The following is a 19,755-nucleotide window of genomic DNA, read 5'->3' on the forward strand; positions in this document are numbered from 1 at the left end:
ACACGGAATTCCTGACAGTCCCTGTTCGTCAGGGCCTGTCCGCGCGAGACGCAGGAGATGGTGTTCGACGCCCACGATCGGGCCTTTGCCTTCTTCGGCGGCGCCTGCACGCGCGGCACTACGACAACATGAAGACGGCGGTGGAAACGATCTTTGTTGGCAAGGACCGCCCATACAATCGCCGCCTCCTGCAGATGTGCAGCCATTATTTGGTGCAGCCGGTCGCCTGCACGCCGGCGTCTGGCTGGGAGAAGGGTCAGGTCGACAACCAGGTCGGGCTGGTGCGCGAGCGCTTCTTCACGCCAGGCTGCGCTTCAAGACCTATGAGGAGCTGAACGCCTGGCTGCAGGACAAGTGCGTCCCCTACGCCAAGGCGCACCGTCACGTCGAGCAACCGGAACGAACGATCTGGAACGTGTTCGAGGAAGATCGCGGCAAACTGGTCGAGTATCGCGGCCCCTTCGACGGATTTCCACACGGTGCCGGCCTCCGTGTCGAAGACCTGCACGGTTCGCTTCGACACCAACAAATACTCCGTCCTGTCGACGGCCGTCGGCCGCCCGGTCGAGATCCACGCCTATACCGACAGGATCGTCATCCGCCAGGATGGCGTGGTCGTCGCCGAACATGCCCCCTCCTTCGGGCGCAACGAGACAGTCTACGATCCCTGGCATTAGGTCCCTGTACTTGCCCGCAAGCCCGGTGCGCTGCGCAATGGCGCCATTCCGGGACTGGCTCTGCCACCAGCGATGGAGCGTATCCGACGCAAATTGAAGGCGCATGACGGCGATCGGCAGATGGTATCGATCCTGGCCACGGTGTTGACCGACGGCATCGATTCCGTGGAGGCTGCCTGCCAGGAAGCGCTCGATCAGAATGTCTGCTCATCCGCCGTCATCATCAACATCCTGGCGCGGCGGCGCGATCCAGCGCCGGCCGTGACTGGCATGCCCGACTTCAACGCTATTGCGATGGGACGAAACATTCGGCCGTCGGGCCTCGGTTTCTTTCGACGGTTTTGTTCTGGGGGCTCAGCGCCTGTCAGCTGTCGCCAGGAAGTACGATGTTGGCAAAGAGGCGGCCGGCCGAGCGTACGTGCGTTTCCGCGAGGAACCTGTCGCGATCGTGGTGACACAGAACGGCAAGGGCTGCGCGACTATCGTGACGCCCTCAAATTTCCCAAATTGGCGGTCTCTGCCGGGGCAATGGTCCCCGCACACGCCCTCCTTCGACGCCGGACACATGAACTGGGCGTACCCAGCGAAATCGACGAAACCGACGCCGGCGTATGGCTCCATGTGGAAAGAGGTCGCCGACCTGTGCCTCTTTACGAGCAGGTGCTTCTGCAACGCGACGGCTACGCGCTAATCATGCTCTCCCGTGATGTACCCGCGGGAAATGACCTCTTCAGAGCGGCTTAAACGCCGTCTGAATCCCGATCGATAGTGCGGTCAGAAAGAAGCCGCAAATCTATTCGTTGCGATCGCCGAAGAGGTCGCCGCGCTTTTTGTATGTGATGTCGTGCCGGTGAAGGTGCTCCGGCTTTCGTGCAGCATACGGGAGCGTTGGCAGAATGCGCGGCGCGGAAGGAGAGTGCCGCGATATCGGATAAATAACCGAAATATCTTTACTTTTTGCACGTTTTACGTGACAATCACGTTTAAACAGGAAAGTCGTAGCTATGTTGTTGGAATTTCGGATAAAGAACTTTCGTTCGTTCCGGGACGAGGCTGTTCTACGCATGACGGCGAGCAGCGACACTTCGATGCAGGCCACCCATACGCGTGAGACCGGACTGGAAAAGGCCAAGCGCGTGGTAAACGCGGTTGCCATCTTCGGAGCCAACGCTAGCGGCAAGACCAATGTGGTGCGCGCTCTTCAATTCATGCAGCTCATGGTCGCAACCTCTAACCAAGTCCAGCCGGATCAAGAGAGCAATCTGTCGCCGTTCGCGCTGCGTCCAGAGGCCGCGAGCTATCCGACGCTGTTGGAGATGACGTTCCTAATCGATGGGGTGCGGTACCAGTACGGCTTCGAGTTCACACGTCGCGCGATCATTGAGGAATGGCTCCAAGTCTACGAGACTGCCAAGCCGCAGGTCTGGTTTCATCGCAAGCGCGATGAGAAGACGGGAAAATATAGGTACACCTACAGTGACTATTTCCTTGGCCAGAAAAAGGTGTGGGAGGGCGCCACGCGCAAGGAAGTGCTCTTCCTAACCACGGCGGTTAATCTCAACAACGAACAGTTGCGCCCGCTCTACCAGAAGTTCGTCGACGATATGGCGGTTTCCCTCCAAGGCGGCGCGATCGGGACCGATTTCACCGCCAACTATGTCCAGGATTCCGGGAGCCAGCGGCGCGTGGTGTCGTTACTCTCTGCCGCTGACACTGGGGTTTCCAGCTTGGCCTTTGACAAGAGACGTGGGCAGCAGTTGCAGGTGAATCTGGCAAGCGGCCTGCACGAAACATCTGAGGTGGAATTCAATATGCCGCAGCTGGGTCACTTGGCCAACGGTGTGACCTATCCCTTGGACTTCCAGGACGAGTCATCCGGGACTCAGATTATTTTCAGCTTGGCGGGACCGGTGCTCGACATTCTTCAGCGCGGTCGATTGCTGGTGGTCGACGAACTTGACCGAAGCCTGCATCCGTTGTTGGTGCAGCAACTGGTCGCAATGTTTAACGATCCTCAGCAGAACCGGCATGGCGCCCAACTGATCTTTACCACTCACGATGTCTCACTCCTCGACAGCAAACACCTGCGCAGAGACCAGATCTGGTTCGCGGAAAAGGACCAGGGGCAGGCTTCACATTTCTTCCCGCTCCTCGACTTTTCGCCGCGGAAGGGTGAGGCCCTGGAAAAGGGCTATCTGGGCGGACGCTACGGTGGCATACCGATCCTGGAACCGTTGCAGGACTAGCCTATGGAGAGACGAGCACGTTCTGAATCATCGCTCCGCCGCACTCAGGGCCGCAAGAAGAGCTCGCCGCGCATTCTCATTGTCTGCGAGGGCGAAAAGACCGAGAGAAACTATTTCAATGCGATACGACGCGAACGGCGTCTCAGCGGCGCACGCGTGCAAATCTTGCCGTCAGATTACGGGACGGATCCTCTCAGCGTAGTGAATTATGCCCTAGACAAATTCCTCGCCGAGGGGAGGGCGTTCGACGAAGTCTATGCCGTTTTCGATCGCGACGATCACCATACCTACAACAATGCTTTGGACCGGGCGTCCGCGCTCAACAACAGCTATAAGAATGAGGCGGGCGTCCGTGTCCCTTTCGCGGCCGTCCCATCCGTGCCGAATTTCGAGCTATGGCTGCTACTCCATTTCAAAAGCGTTCTGGCACCCATACACCGAACTGAGGTTTACGCCGAACTGAAGAAGCCTGCCTTTTACCCGACCTACGCGAAAAACAGCGCCACAGTCTACGATGATACCAAGGGCAATATCGGGACTGCTACGCAGCGTGCGACGCACCTTCGGGAATCATTCAATCCGGCCGACGGGTCTGACCCGTACACAGACATCGACCTAGTCGCCAACAAACTCCTATCGATCCCTGTACCGTGGGGATAACCACCTTCCAAATCGTGGTCTTGTTCGGTCTTCCCCTGGATGGGAGGCCGACTTCGATCACGACGCCCGTACTCGCCATTGGGTGGACTGCGCCGCCATGCGCCTCAGCAATTACCTTTGAGCACCGATCATCTCAACCCAATGGTGCGTGCCTGGTCGAACGTGACAAAGCCTGAGGCTAGTACCTCTGCACAGAGGTTATGACGGGTTGAACCGGCTGAAGTTTGGGTAGGATGTCGTGGTCGACGAGCAGTTGGATGCTGCGCGCGACACCTGGTTGCCTGCGGATGAGGCCGGAGCGTTCGAGGGTTAGCACCATCTGGTGGACGGACGGCGGGGTGACGCCGAAATAGCGTTGCATGTCGCGTTCGGCCGGCGGCTGGCGGTTGATCTGCATATAAGCCCAGATGAAGGCGAGGTACTGGCCCTGTTTTTCGGTGAAGCTGGGACCCGCAGGCGTTTGCCCGTCAAGTAATTGATTCAATTTTCGATTCATCCGGAACCCTTGGCAACCGAGGAGGCTTTCTGGATGAATCTACGCTATCGTGTCGATCTCGACCAACCCGAACGCGATGAACTCACAGCGATGCTGGCAGGCGGCAAGCAGCCGGCTCGCAAGCTCAAGCGGGCGCAGATCCTGCTCGCCGTCGACGCGGGCTTGGGTGACGAGGCCATTGCCGCGACGGTGGTGGTCGGCGGCTCCACTGTCTATCGCACCAAGCGCCGCTTCGTGGAGATGGGTCTGGAGGCGGCGCTCAGCGAAGAGCCACGCGCAGGCGCGCAACGCAAGCTGACGGGCAAGGAAGAAGCCCTGCTGGTGGCCACCGCCTGTTCCAGTCCGCCGCCGGGCCGCGCCCGCTGGACCCTGGAACTGCTGGCCGGTGAGTTCGTCAAGCTGACCGATCACCAGGAACTGTCGCGCGAGACGGTGCGCCGACGCTTGGCAGACAACGATCTCAAGCCCTGGCGCAAGGACATGTGGTGCATCCCCAAGGTCGACGCCGAGTATGTCGCGCGCATGGAGGACGTGCTCGACCTCTATGCCGAGGCACCGGACCCGAAGCGACCGGTGGTGTGCTTCGACGAAAGCCCGACCCAACTCATCGGCGAGGTGCGACAGCCGATCCCGGCCGAACCGGCCGGCTTGAGCGGTATGACTGCGAGTACAAGCGCAACGGCACCGCCAACCTGTTCGTCTTCCTCGACGCACACCGCTCCTGGCGCAAAGTCAAGGTCACCGAGCGGCGCGCCGCGGAAGACTTTGCCCATTGCATGCGCGACCTCGTCGATATCCATTACCCGCAGGCCGAACGCGTCAGGGTAGTGCTCGACAATCTGTCAACCCACTCGGCCGCCGCGCTCTACCAGGCTCTGCCTGCTTCAGAGGCGCGACGCGTCCTTCGACGGCTGGAATTCCACTACACGCCCAAACACGCCAGCTGGCTCAACATGGTCGAGATCGAAATCGGCGTCCTGCGCGGCCAGTGCCTCGATCGTCGCATCAATAGCTATGATCGCCTCGTCGCGGAGACCGCTGCCTGGGAGCACCTGCGAAACACCAGTGGCGCTCGCATCAACTGGATGTTCTCTACCGAAAACGCACGCCTTAAGATGGCCAAAGCCTATCCCAAGCCGACTTCCAAAGAGTCATAACCTCTGTGCAGAGGTACTAGTTTGCATTACACAAATCCTTGCACACAACTAAAAAATGCGAAATATCGATTTGTAAGCAATGGGTTGTGAAAAGGACATTCGGTCTTCTGGACCGAAGCGCACTGCAACGTGCGGCCGCGAGCCGTCTCGGCGACGCTGACTGTCATGTTATGCCTCGGCGTGTGTATCGGCGCGCAAGAGGACATCGTCAAAAATAACGCCGGCCTCATGGCTAATGGCTGACAGGGCGACTTGATAGCGTGCATATTCACCGGGCGCGAATTCCACTCCGAACCGATCGACGACGTCTTTCTGGGAAAGCCTGAAGCCGTAGGTGCGTAGGGACCGGCGACCGTTGGTATCGCGCGCCGAGACCGCAACCACCTTCCAGAAGACGAGAGGATACTGCACCACGCCGGTTCCAAAATCCTCAGACGGATCGTTCGCCTCCAAGATCGGTCCCGCTATGATGCAGGCGCGCGTGTCACCTGATTGTAAGTCGCGTTGAATGTGGTTTTCGAAACCGCCCCACAAACCTTGAACTCCCGGCCATTGCTTTCCCGGTTGGGAGCGGTTGAACGCCGCGTGCTGCGGCGTGCAATTTGAGAAGTGGAACGTGTCGGAATTGGCAAACTCGATTTCCGTCGGCGTATCACCCCAGGCATTGTCTTCCCTGCGCACGATATGGCCCCGGTCGATCTGTTTGGCGGGCTCATAGATGTCGGGATCGCCCAACTGGAATTTCTGGGGGATTCGCGGGTCAAACACCCAACGATCTTGACCGAAGAAGGCGCGGCCGCTGGAGGTCCTTTTCGATGCATCGTAGTCGACATTGACCGCCGACCACATCTGCATGCGCCGGGAAGCGTTCATCGCCAGGCTGAAGTGGTGGTACTTGAGCACGACGATCTGGCCATTTTCCTTGTACATCTCCTGGTCCCGCTCCTGCGAAATGCGAGGCAGCGGCACCGCGATATCGTTTTCGAGAAAATCAGGGTTGTAGCCTTCTCGATCGTCGTAGTTGGGGTCGAAGCGCAGTGCCTTCTCGAGCGCCTCGTCTGCCGCGATCTCGGCCGTCGCCAGTGGAAGCTGCGATGCCGGCACGCCGCTACCAATGAAAATCGTCACTGGTCCGGAAAAATTCATGGTAACGCCGCCCATTGCGTTTCCTTTCACGTTTGCGAAAATTTTGGAGGGATCAGGTAGCAGAGGATTAAGCGCTTCTGGCGCGCGAGGCGTCGCTAGCTTCGCGACCTCATCGGTAGGATCGGTCGTGTTGGCCAGCAATTCGTCCAAAAGGCGTTTGGAGGAGGGCGTCGTCGGCACAAGTCCGCCGAAGGCCTTGACCAACGCACTTATGCGCACACCCTCATTCGCGATCCAGTCTATCCCCTCATCCGGCTGGCCAGGTGACCATGCCGAACCGTCCTTATTGAGAATAGTATTGCCTCGCATTTTCGGGATTGAGGCGTGGTGCAAACCGACTACCTCCCATATTTCCGAGGAGCAGGGTGAGCCCGACGATCCACCCTCAGTGTCGGTCTCGTACCGGAGGAAACCGTCGTCCCGCAGTTCGAGCAGCCGGCAATTCTCCATCGCATAGCGCTTTGGCCCGCCATCAGGATATTCGATCATCCGGATCGGCATTCCTGGCAGGATCTTTGACCGCGATCCATTGATCGCCAGGAAGTTGACGGAAGAAAGAAGCTCGCCAGTGACCGCCTTCGGCTTCACCGCGACGATCGCGAAATCGAGATCCTCCGCCGAGAAGAAAAGCGCATCCGGATCGAACTCAAAGATAATGCCTCGAGTGACACCCGATGCCGTTTGATCGTGAAGAAAGTTGGCGCCTGTTCCTCGAACCGAGCCGGGATCCGGAAACACATGCCAGTTGGTCAGAAGAACGTTGGGTGAAATCATGAACCCGGTCGCAAACCCGACAGGATCGACCTTCGGATCGACGTTGACCACGATGCGCGCGACCGGCAGGCCAGCGGCTCGAGCAGCATCGTCAGGCGGCAAGGTGTACCAGTCAAGGGTGGGGCCGATCTTGCGCTCGACGAACACCGGAAGACGGCCTTGAGCCTTCAATTCGCTCGCCTGAACGAAGCTCGAACGGCGAGCGTCGTAGCGCGCCTGTTCCGATGGCGTCACTTGCGTCGTCGCAGGCGTCGGCGGCTGCGTTTTCCATCGCTTCGCCGCTGCAATCATTACCGCGCGGCGGCGCTCGTCGAATAAATTAGTCGCGGCCATGTAGGCCCTTCCTTCTAACGGCCTGAATAAGGAAAGACGATGGACTTTGTTTGAGGATGGCGATTGAGAGATTCGACTTCATACGACAAACGCTCAAGCGGCGGAATGTTTAAGCGGCTAACAACTTTTCACACGAAGGCCTTTCGATCGCGATGATGCTCTGTCAATTTCTTAAAAAATTCCAGCCTCCTCTTACATCACTATGCAACAAAGAGTAACGTATGGTCAATGTTAAGAATAGAGTTCTCAACTAAGTTCCTCGTGCGGGATCGCTTTTTCGGCTGTCTTTTGGCAGCAGGAGCTTCGACGCCGGCCTCCGCATGGGGACCTGAAGATCATTCGATCACGTAGAGATCACAAAGCGGTGACATTCAGCGACGCCGCTTCAGCAGGTGCAAAGCATTCTTGGGGGAGACGTCCATGGCATCGCGTACCAGACCTGGCATGAAGTTGCGTGTCGCTCACTTAGCCGTCGCAACCCGCCGGTTCGTTCCGGTCCTTCTCATTTTACTTAGCATGTCGGGCTGCGAGAAGAATCTCTTCCAGGCTCCACCCCGTGGTGGCACTGCCGATGTGCCGACGGCTCTAACGTCGGACAGCGTTCTCACGCTGGTGGCACAAATTCCGTATGAGACGCTAGAGCGGTTTTCCCTTAATCGGAGTCGTTTGTTTGCAGTGAACGGCTTGTTCTGATTCCCTGATGGAAGTGATTTGCGGAAGGAGCAGCGGCATGGCACGAGCTTACAGCCTGGATTTGCGGACGCGTGTTATCGAGGCGATAGAGGCAGGCCTGTCGACCCGAGAAGCGGCACGGCGGTTTGCGATCGGGATATCGACGTCTGGTGCATGGTATCGGGCCTGGCGTTCGAGCGGCAATCTGGAACCTGGGCGGCAGGGCAAGCCGAAGGTATCGAAGCTGGACGCGCACGAGACTTTCATTCTCGCCTTGGTCGAGACCGATGAGCGGGACATCACGCTTGCCGAGATCGTCGATCGCCTTGCGGCAGAGCGCGGGGTCAAAGCCAGCCTGACGACGGTCCATGCGTTCTTCGCAAAGCGTGGCATCACGTACAAAAAAAGACAGCGCACGCGGCCGAACAGCAGCGACCGGATGTTTTGGCAGCGCGGGAAGAGTGGTTCGAAGGCCAACTCGATCTCGATCCGAGCCGCCTGATCTTCATCGACGAAAGTGGCCTCAATACCAAGATGGCCCGGCTACGAGGCCGCTCTGCGCGTGGACAGCGTTGCCGGGCGGCTGTTCCTCATGGGCACTGGAAATCCACGACCTTCACGGCCGGCCTGCGCCTCGACGGGATCGTCGCGCCCTGGCTCCTGGACGGCGCCATGGATGGCGAAGCATTCCTGGTCTACTTGCGCCGCGTCCTCGTGCCGACGCTTCAACCCGACGATGTCGTCGTGATGGACAACCTGCCTGCTCATAAAGTGGTCGGTGTCCGCGAAATCATCGAGGCTGCGGGGGCTTCCCTTCGCTATCTTCCGCCCTACTCCCCGGACTTTAACCCCATTGAGATGGCCTTCGCCAAGCTGAAGGCTTTACTGCGAAAGGCAGCAGCCCGGTCCATCCCGGAATTATGGGACGCCGTGGCCGTCGCCATCGATCGTTTCCACCCCAAAGAATGCGAAAACCTGTTCGCCCACGCCGGCTACGATGCCTAACCGTGATTATCCAGAAACTGCTCTAGTGCGAGCGGCGCAATCGAAGATACCGCAATCCGTTCCAGTGCATGGAGATGGTCACATCGGATGTGTCGGCATTCCTCACATTGAAGGGGGACATTTGGACCATCATACCGAATGCCGCTGGGTTGTCGGCGTGCGTGTTTGCGCCGAGGTGCCAGAATTACCGCTCCGAGCATTGGCACTACGAACCAATGCGCCGACTATCATTGGCATGCTGATATCAAAACTGATGGCCCTCTTGTCGTGACCCAGGCGGGCAATGGCGTTCACGTCGAACAGCCGCTATTTGTCAGCGGTCAGGCCGGCGTAGGCGGCGACCTTGCCAGATTGCTTTCACTTTCCGGAAAGAACTTCGAGGCTCGGCTGGTCCCCGGCGTCGATCTGCAGCTCGATATGAACGATAAGTGGTGCCCCGTGCTCTCGGGAACCCCAACGGGCAGATGCGCAAGCATGTCGCGGACCTGGAGAGCAGCACGATGGCGCGTTTTGAAGTGTCATCGAAGACGAACAAGGTCCGCCGCTTCAAGGAGTTTTTTGACGGCGCCGCCAGTTGGAGCCGCGTAGAGCGCATCATCGCCCGCGTCGAGGTCGGCGCCCAAGGTGCCGATACCCGCTTCGTCGTCACCAACCTTGCAAGTGGCAAGGCCAAGGCGCTCTACGAGGATGTCTACTGCCGGCGCGGCGCTGCCGAGAACCACATCAAGTCGTGGAAGACGCATCTCGCCGCCGACCGCACCTCCTGCACAAGAGCGACGGCCAACCAGTTCCGGCTGTTCCTGCATGCCGGCGCCTACTGGCTGATGTGGGGCCTGCGCGCCGCGATGCCGAAACGCTCGAGCTTTGCCGTCGCCCAATTCGACACGCTGCGATTGCGCCTCATCAAGATCGCCGCCCGCGTGGTCGAGATGAAAACCCAGATCCGTCTGCACCTGCCGACATCCTGCCCCGACCAGTGTATTCTGCGCATCGTCCTCAGCCGCATCCCGCAACTCGCGACATAAACGATGGGGCGCAGACGTCCCGAAACAAACCCGCCGAACTCAACCCGCAAACCCCCGCCTTCCATCACGACGGATCATCGCCGGCGCCCGACGAGGCTTGTCAAAATGCACTCCGAGGGCGGCCAGCTCGCCATGCAGGCCGCCGAAAGCCGATCGCCGTGCATCAAGCGGGCTAGTAGCATGTGTACCAGATCGATGCTCTCGGAGTCCCTGGCGCCAGCGGCGCAGGGCAGGCGACCTGAAATCGTGAGGCTCGTCTGGTTGGCCTTCGCGCTTTTCAGATCGTGACGGCATTTTCACGCGTATCGAGGCCGAGTCGGAGCACCTGTAACGGCCGTGGCTCATCAAGTGGCAGCGCAGGGGGTCCCGCATTGCGGACAGTACCGCTCGCCGTCGGTCTCCGGCCAGCACATGCGCTTGAACCATTTGTACGCCGTCTCCTCCCGGACCTTCGCCAAGTCCATGACGGTGAGTGTCGGCATCCCGGCGACAGCAGGAAATGCTGCCTTTCGGTTCGTTTTCGGACATCGCCATAGCTCAGCCCCTCCTCGGTTTGGACGGCGACTGAGCCGCGTATTTCCAAACCTCCGGACGGGATCGGGACGAGCAAACTTGACATCTTTGATAATTGCTATTATTATTGCACTTAAATTAGGATTATGGATATAAGTGCTATCATGATAACATTTAAAATGACATCGCCGAAGGAAATCATTGAAGGTGTCGCAACACGGATGAAGCGACGACGGATTGATGCCAATTTTACCCAACGAGAGCTGGCTTCCAAGGCTGGAGTTTCCTACGGCTCCCTGCGAGTTTTTGAAGAGACCGGCAGGGCATCCTTTGAAGCTGTCGTAAAGCTCGCATTCGCTTTGGAGGCAGAAGCTGAATTTGAAAGCTTGTTTCCTTCACGACCTCCAAAGACACTTGAAGATGTCGTCGGGCATCCGGCTAGGATGAGAGTCCGCAAGAAATGAAGTTCAGGCCAATCAGAAAAGTGAAGGTGATTCTCGATCTCGAGGGTTCCCAACGAGATCTGGGAACGCTTGCCTGGAGTTCCGAGGAACGCCGAGCTTACTTTGAGTACGCAGCCGAATTCATAACCGCACCACTGCTAATTTCACCGTTCCATCTCGGATTGAAGGGAGGTCTTCTTCCAGCTCAGCATGAACCGTTCAATGGGCTGCATGGGCTCTTTAACGACAGCCTTCCAGATGGATGGGGACGCCTATTGCTGGATCGCTGCCTTCAAAAAGCGGGGGTGGACTACCATACGCTTACGGCTTTGGACCGCCTTTCTGCTGTGGGAACTTCCGGAATGGGAGCATTGGCTTTCGTTCCTGAACTTCCCGATGACAAGCATGGTGCAGGCGACTTGGACTGGTTCGTTGAGCAGGTTGAGCTTGTGCAAAAGGAGATGGACACTGCCGAGATTGACGCACTGCAGGGAGCTCAGGGCGGCTCCGCAGGCGCGCGTCCCAAGATCATGATCGGCTTGAACCCGGATCAGAATACCTTTGTGATCGATTACGGCCATCAATTGAAGCTTGGTCTCGAACGCTGGATGGTCAAATCGCGTAGCTCCGACGACCCAATAGATATCGGTGTCGAGGAGCAAGCTTATGCGCTCATGGCCCGTGCCGCCGGGTTGGAGATGGCTGATACGCGGGTGCTGCAGACAAAAAAAGGAAATCGTCTTTTCGCGACCAAGCGATTTGACCGCACATCGCATGGACGACTACATATGCATACTGCGAGCGGTCTTCTTTATGCCGACCATCGACAGGCATCACTTGACTACGGTTCGCTTCACAAACTGACGTACATGATGACTAGAGACAGCGCGGAGGTCCTCCGCATGTTCGGTCACATGGTTTTCAATGTGTATGCACGGAACCGAGATGACCATTCGAAGAACCATTCTTTCCTGATGGGATCGGATGGGCGGTGGAAACTCTCTCCGGCGTACGATCTGACCTTCTCGGCAGGCCCGGGAGGACAGCATAGCGCATCGATTGCAGGGGAGGGATTGAATCCAGGGCGGCAGCATTTGCTTGCCGTTGCTAATGGCGCTTCCATTTCCGAGCAGGAAGCTTTGAACGTGATTGAACGCATCCGATCTGCGGTCGATCGCTGGCCACTGTTCGCGGACGAAGCAGGTCTATCCAGAGCACGAAAGAATGAACTTGATCTGATCCTGAATGGACGGAGGCCTCAACCTGAACAGGCGAAACATCACGATACATCCGGTGACAATCTTGCTGTTTCCGAGCCCGTGTCGACACGAAAGAAAACGCGCAAGCGATGATGGGTACACTCCCCGTGGCCGCCGCCGTTGATGTCCTGAAGGCCCGTCTTGAGTGTTTGACATTGTAGGGGTCACAAGTTCGAACCTTGGTATCGCCCCACCATATTTTTCAATCAGTTACATGGAGCAAAATGTAACCGGGGCAGATTTCCGGGCGGAGGTGGGGTTTGCAGGGGGGCGGGTTTGTGATTCACCCTTTGCGTGACTCTGCCGCCGAATGATTCGCTTGAAGGCCTGTCGCTGGCGGAACTCCGCGGGCTGGTTGGGACGCTGCTCGGCGAAGTGCGGGGTCTTCACGGACAGGTCGAGAGCCTGCAGATGGAGAACCAGGCGCTGCGCGCCGACAACCAGAGCCTGAAGGACGAGATTAAGCGTCTGAAGGACCTGCCTCCGCGGCCGCCAATCAAGCCGTCCAAACCGTCGGGGATGGAGAGGCGACGGGGGCGAAAGCGGCCAAGGGCAAGCGTCGGCGGCGCGGCGCCAAGCGCGACAGCGCTCGTGTGAGCCGCGAGGTGACGGTTGCGGTGAGCTCCCCTGCGGGCTCCCGCTTCAAGGGGTATGAGACGATCCTGGTGCGCGATCTGGTGTTGTCGGCCGAGGTGGTGCGCTACCAGCGCGAACGCTGGGTGACCCCGAGCGGCGAGACGATCGTGGCGCCACTGCCGTCAGGGATTGTCGGCGGCTGGGGCGCGAACCTGCGCCGCTTCATCCTGGCCTGCCATATTCAGGGCCAAGTGACGACGGAGCGATTAACCGCACTCTTGACGGGCATTGGCGTCGACATCTCGAAGCGTCAGGTGGTGCGGCTGATTTCGGAGGGCCTCGAGGTCTTCGTTGCAGAGGATCGTGACGTGTTGCGCACCGGACTTGCCACGGCGCGCTGGATCACGGTCGATGATACGTCGGCGCGCCACGCCAACCAGGACGGCTACACCGCTCAGATCGGCGATGACCGCTTCACCGCGTTCCGCACCGGGCGATCGAAGTCACGGGGGGCGTTCCTGGCAACGCTGCGCGCTGGGCACGGCGATTACGTCATCAATGACGAGGCGTTGGCCTATATGCGCGGCCGCAACCTCGCTGGTCCGGTGATCGACCGGCTGGCGGCTTTCCCGCAAAAGGTGTTTGCCGACAGCGCCGCCTGGCAGGCGCATCTGGCAGCACTGGGCCTCGACCAGCTTGCGGTTGAGCCGAACCCGGTCAAGATTGCCACTGAGGGGGCGATGTGGGGGGCGATCCGCCATCATGGCTTTCTTGCCGACGCCGTTATCGTCTCCGATGACGCCGGCCAGTTCCGCATCGCCGACCATGCTCTGTGTTGGGTCCACGCCGAACGGCTCGTCCACAAATTGGTGCCGATGACGCCAGACCAGCGCCAGGCCGTTGACGTCATGCGCCAGTTGATCTGGTGGTTCTATCACGACCTGAAGAGCTATCAGCGGTCACCTTGTCCGCGCCGCGCGGCGGCCTTGCGTGCCCGCTTCGACCGCCTGTTCAAACGACGAACCGGCTACGTCATGCTCGACAGGCTGCTCACCCGGCTTCACCGCCGCAAGCATGAACTCCTGCGCGTTCTCGATCGCCCCGAGATCCCACTCCACACCAACGGTTCGGAAAACGACATTCGCGCCGTGGTTATAAAACGCAAGATCTCCGGCGGGACCGTCAGTGACGCAGGCAGAGATGCCCGCGATGTCCTGCTCGGCCTGATGAAGACCTGCACCAAGCTCGGCGTCTCCTTCTTCGCCTACCTCGGCGACCGCCTTGGTATCCCCACACAAACCGCCGTTCTGCCGCTTCCCGATCTCGTCAGCCAAGCCGCTCCAGCCTGATCGCCCGGAAATCTGCCCCGGTTACGAGCAAAATCAGGGTGTCTCCTTCCATGTAACTTTGGCGTAACCGGCTCATTCATTTCGTCGCAGTCCCTCCGCTGATGCCGACGGCGCTGAGCCGCAGGACTTCGGCGACCGAGTATTCTGCCATACACATGCGCGCCTCGTTCACATTCCTGTGATTGAGCGAGCACGCCGGCGGCTCTGCCGCTGCCGACGGATGCGGGCCGACAGCGGACGCGCCGCTCCTGGACGGTCGAGCAGAAGCTGGCGATCATGCGCGAGGTGCAGGAGTCCGGTGATCCGGTGGCGGTTGTCGCGCGGCGTCACGACATGAACGCGAACCACTTGCACATCTGGATGAAGCAAACCCGGGAACGGAGATCGGGTGACCGATCCGAGACCCCACCAATCGCCTTCATTGAAATGGGTGTGGTCGCTGTCGGGGTGCCGGTCCCGCGCCTACGTCGACCGAAAACGGCGCTTGGCGGGTCAATGTTCATCTGTCCGCGTTGGCGCAAGTGGGCTAAGTACATCGCGACGAGATTGCAGCTTGTCGACGCCGAGTGAGACGGTGCCCCTGCCCGCCCACGTCTGGATCCGCTCCGATGTGATCAATGCCACTAGCAGGGCTGTCGCCAGCAAGCCTAACCCCAGATGCCGCATCATTTTTGGGTTGCTATGTTCCATCAGATTAAAGTCCGAATTGGCTCCAGGCTCGATTTTCAGGACAGGAGGGCGGCTGTCGGCACGCTTCAATTCGTCAAAGAGGTGCGGCGTTTTTCATGGCGGCGCGAGAACGCGCAATGACCGCGGCCGTATCCGATAATGCAACGGTGGTATTGCCTCGACGGTCTCGCCGTCCATCGCAATGCGCAGGTGTCGTCGGCGCGCTTTGACCTCCAGACTTTGAACCCGGAAGAGTTCGACATCGCGGACTGGGTCGATCAGCCCGAGCGCGGCCTTGAACGGCAGCAGCGCGAGCCCCAGCCAGGACTGCGCCTTCACGACGTAGGCGCACAGCTCACCGGACGTAAGACTGCCGCGGTGGCCGAGCTCGCGCAGATCGTAGAAATTGTTGCCAACGAACACACAAAGCGTCTTCTGGCTTCGCTCGTTGCCGATAGAAATCCTGACCCTCTTCCACGATGAAACCTTGAGCGTGCGGATAAGCGCCGGGCCGAGCGCGGCAAGCTTTCCGACCCCCAGCCGCTTCTGCTCGGCGGTCCGTTCGGCGACAAGAAACGGATAGATGCCGATGGATGAGTTGTTGAGGAAGACCCGGCCGTTCACCTCCGCAACGTCGATCTGTTTCACATGGTCCGCGGTGATTGTATCCATGGCCGCCCCCAGATCATTCGACAAACCAAGATCCCTGGCGAAATGATTGAGGGTACCGAGCGGAAGAACGCCCAGGACGACATCCGTTCCCGCGACCGCCGAAGCCGCGCAACCGAGGGTGCCATCGCCGCCGCCGATCACAAGCGTCCTTGGTTTGTCGCCGGGTGATTTCGCCCAGACGAAGCTGTGGGCCATCTCCGCGATCTGGCTCCCGCCCGCCATTCGCACCTCGGCTTCCAATCCGCGCGCATGAAGCCCGCTTCGGACGAATGCTTCGACATCGTAGTCAGCGCGCTGGATTGTGCCGGCGCTTGCATTGAGGAGGACCAGAACTGTCATGTGCGCGCCACTTGCGAAGGAGTGAAACTGGTATCGCCTGCTCGTCTCATGCAATTTCGATATTGCATCACGAATCCTCTCGATCAGGGACTGGCAACGGCACCCTGCAAGGTTCCTGTCCCCGGATTGGCCAGAATACTTCCGTCATGGGCCAGCAGGACCTTCCCGTCCCAAAGGGGTGTCGAACTATGATCGGGCCGGGTCACGAGGCGGCCGGTGTCGAGAGACACACTCGGCTACGTATGCGGACGACGCGCTACTGATACAGGCAGCGACGCCGAGCCAAGGTCTGGCAGTCGTGCGGGATGTTTCGGTGGCCGATGCTCTCGCTTCAGGAAGGGTCGTCGTTGCCATCAAAGCCTTTGTGCCAACACCGGATGGTTATTACGTCGTCGCTCCTGTAAGCAGGCCCCGTGTACCGAAGGTTCGCAGTTGGGTTTTGGGCGAGGCCGAAGCTACACAGATCTTTCAGGATCGCGGCAGCCGATCCGCCATCAACAGCGTCGACGATACGGTCGAATTCTGGCTCGCGGAGCAGCGCGATTAATGGGGAGTGAAGCGCTTCTTCAGGGCGGCGCTGACACCGTAATGGCCGGCCAGAATGCGTCATGGACGGCAGTCAGACCACCCCGAATCCGACCACTTCCTGCGACACCCTGTCAATCGGCCCGCGATTACGCGTCCTACCGGGCGACGAGATCGACGACGCCGAGGTCGCCATCATTCACGAATTCGACCCTCGCCTGTCGCTTGGCAGCAAATCGTGAGAAGGCGATCGTTTCGGTTAGGTTTGGCAGCTAATTGCGAGAATGTGGTAGCTCCGATTATCAATTTAACTGCAAAGCATCCACGTGAAGGTCACGAATCCCTTGATTTTCACACCCCCGTCTTCGGTAAATTCGATGCCGCCAATGGCCGAACCCCACGCTAATCTTGATGCGCGTCGGCGACTAAGGCGTCTGCAATGGGTCGATGTTGAACCCTGGAAGCGAGGCTCAGGCCGCCGGCTTCTCGAAGATCATGGACAAACCACGCGTCGAGGCCATTTCAACAATCAATTCTTCGATCGCCTGATCGGAAAGTCGCGTTTGTGTTGCGTCCCGGATATGTTTGACAAGACCGTGGATCGCTACAGCCACGGTGTGCGCGGCGTCATCGAGAAGACGACTGATTTCAATCACAACGTCGGCATCTATGTCGCGTGGCAAATCTCGCATACATCCTCTCCCACCTACAGGAATATTGCCGCCTTCCCGTCCATTGTCGAGTCGAGCAGACGAAACGTCGGGCTGCTCGATGGGCTGAACTCCTCCCCAGCAGACCTGCTTCTCAGCTTACCGCGTACAGCAAAATCCTTTTCCGGATCGGGTTTGATGAACAAAGGCCACTGGACCTTTCCAATCGTGGGGTTCCGATCCGGAGGAATGGAGACGACTATCCTGTTGAGCGATATCGCGGCTCCGCGGCCGCCAGTATAGAGCTGGCCGAGATTTTCAGACTGCTTGCGCGTCGTCGCGACCAGCATATCCACTTGGCTGGCATCGCTGGCGGCAAGGGCCAGAGGATGAAAGGCATATTCCCCTCGGGTCGCGCAGCCGATCAGCGCGCATAATATCGCCGACATGAGCAGAACCCGCGTGGACCGGACAAGAAGGGCCGCCATTCCGTTGCATAGAAGTCCTATCGTTCGGGCGGATTCCCTGTTCGTTAGTACGCGTCGCATCACCGAGGCCGCTTTCTGGGTGCGAAACGCATTGCGGGCACAGCCGCCAGTGGCGGCGCTGGCCCATGTTGTGGGAACCGTATGACCTGCTCGTCAGGCGCATTTCCGAAGGCCATCAGGGCCTCCGCGGGCGCTTGGATGCGCTGATAGCGTCGAGGAAGCCTGTCACGACCGGCATGGTGCTGGCTGTCAGGTCGGACTCTTCGGGCGCGCGTAGCCAATCGAGAATCGATCCATTGCACAGTAGAAGGAGCGCGCGCGCCGCCAATTCCGGCGACAAGGCGGGCGCAAGCAGGCCACGCGCGGCGGCCTGTCCGATGACGGATTCAAAAATTCTCTGCAGCGCCATGTCTGCATCTCGCTGGCGCGCAATAACCGGCTGCATGTCGTCGGCATATTCGCACCGGAGCCATAGTATCGTTAGAATGCGGGGGCGTTCGAGGTGGATTTCGAATGACCGCAGTCCGTCGCCAATTGCGCCTGCCAATTCGGCCAGCGGATCAAGATCGGGGTAGGCGGCGAGGCGGGCCTTGAGCCGTTCACCGAGTTCCTCGTTTGGCACGTTGGCCCGCCGCTCAAGTGCCGTGAATATCTCTTGCTTGTTGTGGAAATGCCAGTAGATGGCGCCACGTGTTACCCCTGCCGCACTAGCGATCTGTTCAAGGGTAGCACGGGTTACGCCGCGATCGAGGAAAACATCGATTGCTGCAGCCAACACGGCCTCACGTGTCCGCTCGGCCTCGGCCTTAGTGCGTCTCATAAATCATTTCCTTCGAGGTACCTTTCTTACATACATCCCTAGCTCTTTCATCATATATACATTCATGAATGTATATGAAACACCGGGTTTTCCCGCTGTGATGTGACTACCCGTATGGACGAACAAAGTTCGGTCTGAAGGCTAAGCCCTTCACGGCTTACTCGCTCAGGGCAGCATTAAGACCGCAACGCGGGAGCAGCTACGCCCTATTTACGTCGACCCACGCTCCCTTAAGCGGCCTGGAGAAGTGAGCAAGGACTGCAATCAGACAGACTTCGATCGAAACCGACCAGTAAATGTGCCCGAGGATCTCGCTCCACAACTCATATCTATTCAGATTCCACAGCCATCCCGTTGCACCGTTTGCGTAGGACGGATTTCTGAAACCAAGTAGGGGAATTAAAAACCCATGCATGACAATTGCGATGGTCAATCCATAGAGAGCGCCATGCCAGAGTCTAATTTTTGGAAAAAAGGCTGAAACAAAAACGTATACAAACGCAAACATAAAGCTGAACAACCAATGATATAGCGTGACTGCCCCTGGTATTTTTACTCCCTGGTATACGTAATCCAGAGAATGAGAATTAACTCCAAGCCACCCGAGCCACGCATCAATGTGCGCTGCCGGAGGAGAGATCTCGCCCGGCATCCGAGGCGGCATATTGACCTCAGAGCCCCATTTAACTAGCGAGCTAAAAAAGCCGCCAATGATTGTCGTCCAAATTATTATGCCGAGATTAATTTGGCGCTCCAGCATGATGGGACTTCCTTTATTTCTTTGATATCCGTAACGGCTTGAGATCATGGTCTGACGGGGCTCATTTTCCCGTGCCTACTCGAAACTCGCGGGGTCGGCTTGCGGCGATATTCGCTAGGAATGCCTCCCCGTCCCCTTCAGAACGGGCCGGGTTGAGCCACCAATTATTGGTTAGGCTTTCGCGAAGCCTTCGCTACTATTTAGCAACGCTGCAGTCCCGGTTCCTATTGTGCGCTGGGAAAGTGAGCATTCTCGGATGCTAAAATCGGCATACTTTGGTTTACACCTCTTCGATAAGCTCAATGAAACCGCCTCCCGATGCACGCTGCCCTATGGGTGTTTCTGAGACCGAACTGATTTCGGAATGGTCAAGAGCGGCATACGTTAGTTCACCAGATTGGTAGCGCGACGTTTTTCAACCGCTTATCCCTTTCGCTCAGGGGACCGCAAGATGTTGGGTGATTGGATAGGGAAGGTATCGTTCCCTACTGGAGATTCGGC

Annotated in this window: 18 protein-coding genes and 2 pseudogenes; 13 read left to right on the forward strand and 7 right to left on the reverse strand. The window is 58.6% G+C overall.

Annotated elements, in window-relative coordinates; translation table 11 throughout:
* Positions 1-21: 21 nt before the first annotated feature.
* From ACFOJ9_RS02930 to ACFOJ9_RS02940, 3 genes and pseudogenes are all read left to right on the forward strand, one after another.
* Positions 22-944: pseudogene (locus ACFOJ9_RS02930) on the forward strand (IS21/IS408/IS1162 family transposase); the annotation flags it as partial.
* Between the two features lie 737 nt (positions 945-1,681).
* Positions 1,682-2,923, forward strand: coding sequence for an AAA family ATPase (locus ACFOJ9_RS02935; RefSeq protein ID WP_378976924.1), 1,242 nt, complete (start codon positions 1,682-1,684; stop codon positions 2,921-2,923).
* A 3-nt stretch (positions 2,924-2,926) separates the two neighbouring features.
* Entirely contained in the window at positions 2,927-3,583 is a 657-nt protein-coding gene (locus ACFOJ9_RS02940) for an RloB family protein (RefSeq protein ID WP_378924436.1), read from the forward strand.
* A 178-nt stretch (positions 3,584-3,761) separates the two neighbouring features.
* Here the strand turns inward: ACFOJ9_RS02940 and ACFOJ9_RS02945 are convergent, their stop codons facing one another.
* Entirely contained in the window at positions 3,762-4,079 is a 318-nt protein-coding gene (locus ACFOJ9_RS02945) for a LexA family protein (protein ID WP_095081630.1), read from the reverse strand.
* Between the two features lie 33 nt (positions 4,080-4,112).
* On the opposite strand from ACFOJ9_RS02945, the gene ACFOJ9_RS02950 reads away from it, so the two are divergent.
* Positions 4,113-5,236, forward strand: a protein-coding gene (locus tag ACFOJ9_RS02950) for an IS630 family transposase (RefSeq protein WP_378976925.1) whose coding sequence is annotated in 2 segments (ribosomal slippage) — positions 4,113-4,707 and positions 4,707-5,236 — 1,125 coding nt in all. Because the reading frame shifts where the segments join, the coding sequence is not laid out codon by codon here.
* A gap of 168 nt (positions 5,237-5,404) precedes the next feature.
* Here ACFOJ9_RS02950 and ACFOJ9_RS02955 read toward each other — a convergent pair.
* Complete coding sequence (locus tag ACFOJ9_RS02955) at positions 5,405-7,489, reverse strand: DNA/RNA non-specific endonuclease (RefSeq protein ID WP_378976927.1); 2,085 nt, start codon at positions 7,487-7,489, stop codon at positions 5,405-5,407.
* Between the two features lie 730 nt (positions 7,490-8,219).
* Here ACFOJ9_RS02955 and ACFOJ9_RS02960 point away from each other — a divergent pair.
* From ACFOJ9_RS02960 to ACFOJ9_RS02990, 7 genes and pseudogenes are all read left to right on the forward strand, one after another.
* A protein-coding gene (locus tag ACFOJ9_RS02960) for an IS630 family transposase (protein WP_417568608.1) occupies positions 8,220-9,166 on the forward strand; the annotation gives its coding sequence in 2 pieces (ribosomal slippage) (positions 8,220-8,561 and positions 8,564-9,166; 945 coding nt in all).
* 443 nt (positions 9,167-9,609) lie between these two features.
* A pseudogene (locus ACFOJ9_RS02965) lies at positions 9,610-10,191 on the forward strand (transposase); the annotation flags it as partial.
* 692 nt (positions 10,192-10,883) lie between these two features.
* Entirely contained in the window at positions 10,884-11,168 is a 285-nt protein-coding gene (locus tag ACFOJ9_RS02970; protein ID WP_378976929.1) for a helix-turn-helix domain-containing protein, read from the forward strand.
* Positions 11,165-12,499: a type II toxin-antitoxin system HipA family toxin gene (locus ACFOJ9_RS02975; protein WP_378924448.1), complete on the forward strand. Its 1,335-nt coding sequence runs from the start codon at positions 11,165-11,167 to the stop codon at positions 12,497-12,499. Before ACFOJ9_RS02970 ends, ACFOJ9_RS02975 begins: the two co-directional genes overlap by 4 nt.
* 201 nt (positions 12,500-12,700) lie before the next feature.
* Positions 12,701-13,003, forward strand: a complete 303-nt coding sequence (locus ACFOJ9_RS02980; RefSeq protein ID WP_378976931.1) for an FtsB family cell division protein — start codon at positions 12,701-12,703, stop codon at positions 13,001-13,003.
* Between the two features lie 20 nt (positions 13,004-13,023).
* Positions 13,024-14,331, forward strand: a complete 1,308-nt coding sequence (locus ACFOJ9_RS02985; protein ID WP_378976933.1) for an IS66 family transposase — start codon at positions 13,024-13,026, stop codon at positions 14,329-14,331.
* A gap of 210 nt (positions 14,332-14,541) precedes the next feature.
* The gene (locus tag ACFOJ9_RS02990; protein ID WP_280952841.1) at positions 14,542-14,901 is read left to right on the forward strand and encodes a transposase; all 360 of its coding nucleotides are present in this window, start codon (positions 14,542-14,544) and stop codon (positions 14,899-14,901) included.
* Between the two features lie 213 nt (positions 14,902-15,114).
* Here the strand turns inward: ACFOJ9_RS02990 and ACFOJ9_RS02995 are convergent, their stop codons facing one another.
* On the reverse strand, positions 15,115-16,011 hold the full coding sequence (locus ACFOJ9_RS02995; RefSeq protein WP_378976935.1) for a diacylglycerol/lipid kinase family protein: 897 nt from the start codon (positions 16,009-16,011) through the stop codon (positions 15,115-15,117).
* A gap of 313 nt (positions 16,012-16,324) precedes the next feature.
* Here ACFOJ9_RS02995 and ACFOJ9_RS03000 point away from each other — a divergent pair, with 313 nt between their 5' ends.
* Both ACFOJ9_RS03000 and ACFOJ9_RS03005 read left to right on the forward strand, forming a co-directional pair.
* Complete coding sequence (locus tag ACFOJ9_RS03000) at positions 16,325-16,558, forward strand: hypothetical protein (protein WP_167392297.1); 234 nt, start codon at positions 16,325-16,327, stop codon at positions 16,556-16,558.
* Positions 16,559-16,619: 61 nt separating this feature from the next.
* Positions 16,620-16,778, forward strand: coding sequence for a hypothetical protein (locus ACFOJ9_RS03005; RefSeq protein WP_167392296.1), 159 nt, complete (start codon positions 16,620-16,622; stop codon positions 16,776-16,778).
* A gap of 228 nt (positions 16,779-17,006) precedes the next feature.
* Here the strand turns inward: ACFOJ9_RS03005 and ACFOJ9_RS03010 are convergent, their stop codons facing one another.
* From ACFOJ9_RS03010 to ACFOJ9_RS03025, 4 genes are all read right to left on the reverse strand, one after another.
* The gene (locus ACFOJ9_RS03010; protein WP_378924453.1) at positions 17,007-17,228 is read right to left on the reverse strand and encodes a hypothetical protein; all 222 of its coding nucleotides are present in this window, start codon (positions 17,226-17,228) and stop codon (positions 17,007-17,009) included.
* 14 nt (positions 17,229-17,242) lie between these two features.
* Entirely contained in the window at positions 17,243-17,635 is a 393-nt protein-coding gene (locus ACFOJ9_RS03015) for a hypothetical protein (RefSeq protein ID WP_378924455.1), read from the reverse strand.
* Between the two features lie 214 nt (positions 17,636-17,849).
* A complete protein-coding gene (locus ACFOJ9_RS03020) occupies positions 17,850-18,494 on the reverse strand; it encodes a TetR family transcriptional regulator (protein WP_095090318.1) in 645 nt (214 codons plus the stop codon).
* A gap of 199 nt (positions 18,495-18,693) precedes the next feature.
* Positions 18,694-19,254 carry a YagU family protein gene (locus ACFOJ9_RS03025; RefSeq protein WP_378924459.1) on the reverse strand — a complete coding sequence of 187 codons (561 nt, stop codon included), beginning with the start codon at positions 19,252-19,254 and terminating at the stop codon, positions 18,694-18,696.
* Between the last annotated feature and the right edge of the window lie 501 nt (positions 19,255-19,755).

It is taken from the genome of Mesorhizobium cantuariense (genome assembly GCF_042647205.1).
GTDB classification, from domain to species: Bacteria; Pseudomonadota; Alphaproteobacteria; order Rhizobiales; family Rhizobiaceae; genus Mesorhizobium; species Mesorhizobium cantuariense.

Bases quoted from the DNA above. Each gene is read 5' to 3' on its own strand.
- ACFOJ9_RS02955 (WP_378976927.1), bottom strand. From the start codon at position 7,489: ATGGCCGCGACTAATTTATTCGACGAGCGCCGCCGCGCGGTAATGATT.
- ACFOJ9_RS03020 (WP_095090318.1), bottom strand. From the start codon at position 18,494: ATGAGACGCACTAAGGCCGAGGCCGAGCGGACACGTGAGGCCGTGTTG.
- ACFOJ9_RS02945 (WP_095081630.1), bottom strand. From the start codon at position 4,079: ATGAATCGAAAATTGAATCAATTACTTGACGGGCAAACGCCTGCGGGT.
- ACFOJ9_RS02935 (WP_378976924.1), top strand. From the start codon at position 1,682: ATGTTGTTGGAATTTCGGATAAAGAACTTTCGTTCGTTCCGGGACGAG.
- ACFOJ9_RS03025 (WP_378924459.1), bottom strand. From the start codon at position 19,254: ATGCTGGAGCGCCAAATTAATCTCGGCATAATAATTTGGACGACAATC.
- ACFOJ9_RS02970 (WP_378976929.1), top strand. From the start codon at position 10,884: ATGACATCGCCGAAGGAAATCATTGAAGGTGTCGCAACACGGATGAAG.
- ACFOJ9_RS02975 (WP_378924448.1), top strand. From the start codon at position 11,165: ATGAAGTTCAGGCCAATCAGAAAAGTGAAGGTGATTCTCGATCTCGAG.
- ACFOJ9_RS03015 (WP_378924455.1), bottom strand. From the start codon at position 17,635: ATGTCGGCGATATTATGCGCGCTGATCGGCTGCGCGACCCGAGGGGAA.
- ACFOJ9_RS03010 (WP_378924453.1), bottom strand. From the start codon at position 17,228: ATGCGAGATTTGCCACGCGACATAGATGCCGACGTTGTGATTGAAATC.
- ACFOJ9_RS02940 (WP_378924436.1), top strand. From the start codon at position 2,927: ATGGAGAGACGAGCACGTTCTGAATCATCGCTCCGCCGCACTCAGGGC.
- ACFOJ9_RS02995 (WP_378976935.1), bottom strand. From the start codon at position 16,011: ATGACAGTTCTGGTCCTCCTCAATGCAAGCGCCGGCACAATCCAGCGC.
- ACFOJ9_RS03005 (WP_167392296.1), top strand. From the start codon at position 16,620: ATGGACGGCAGTCAGACCACCCCGAATCCGACCACTTCCTGCGACACC.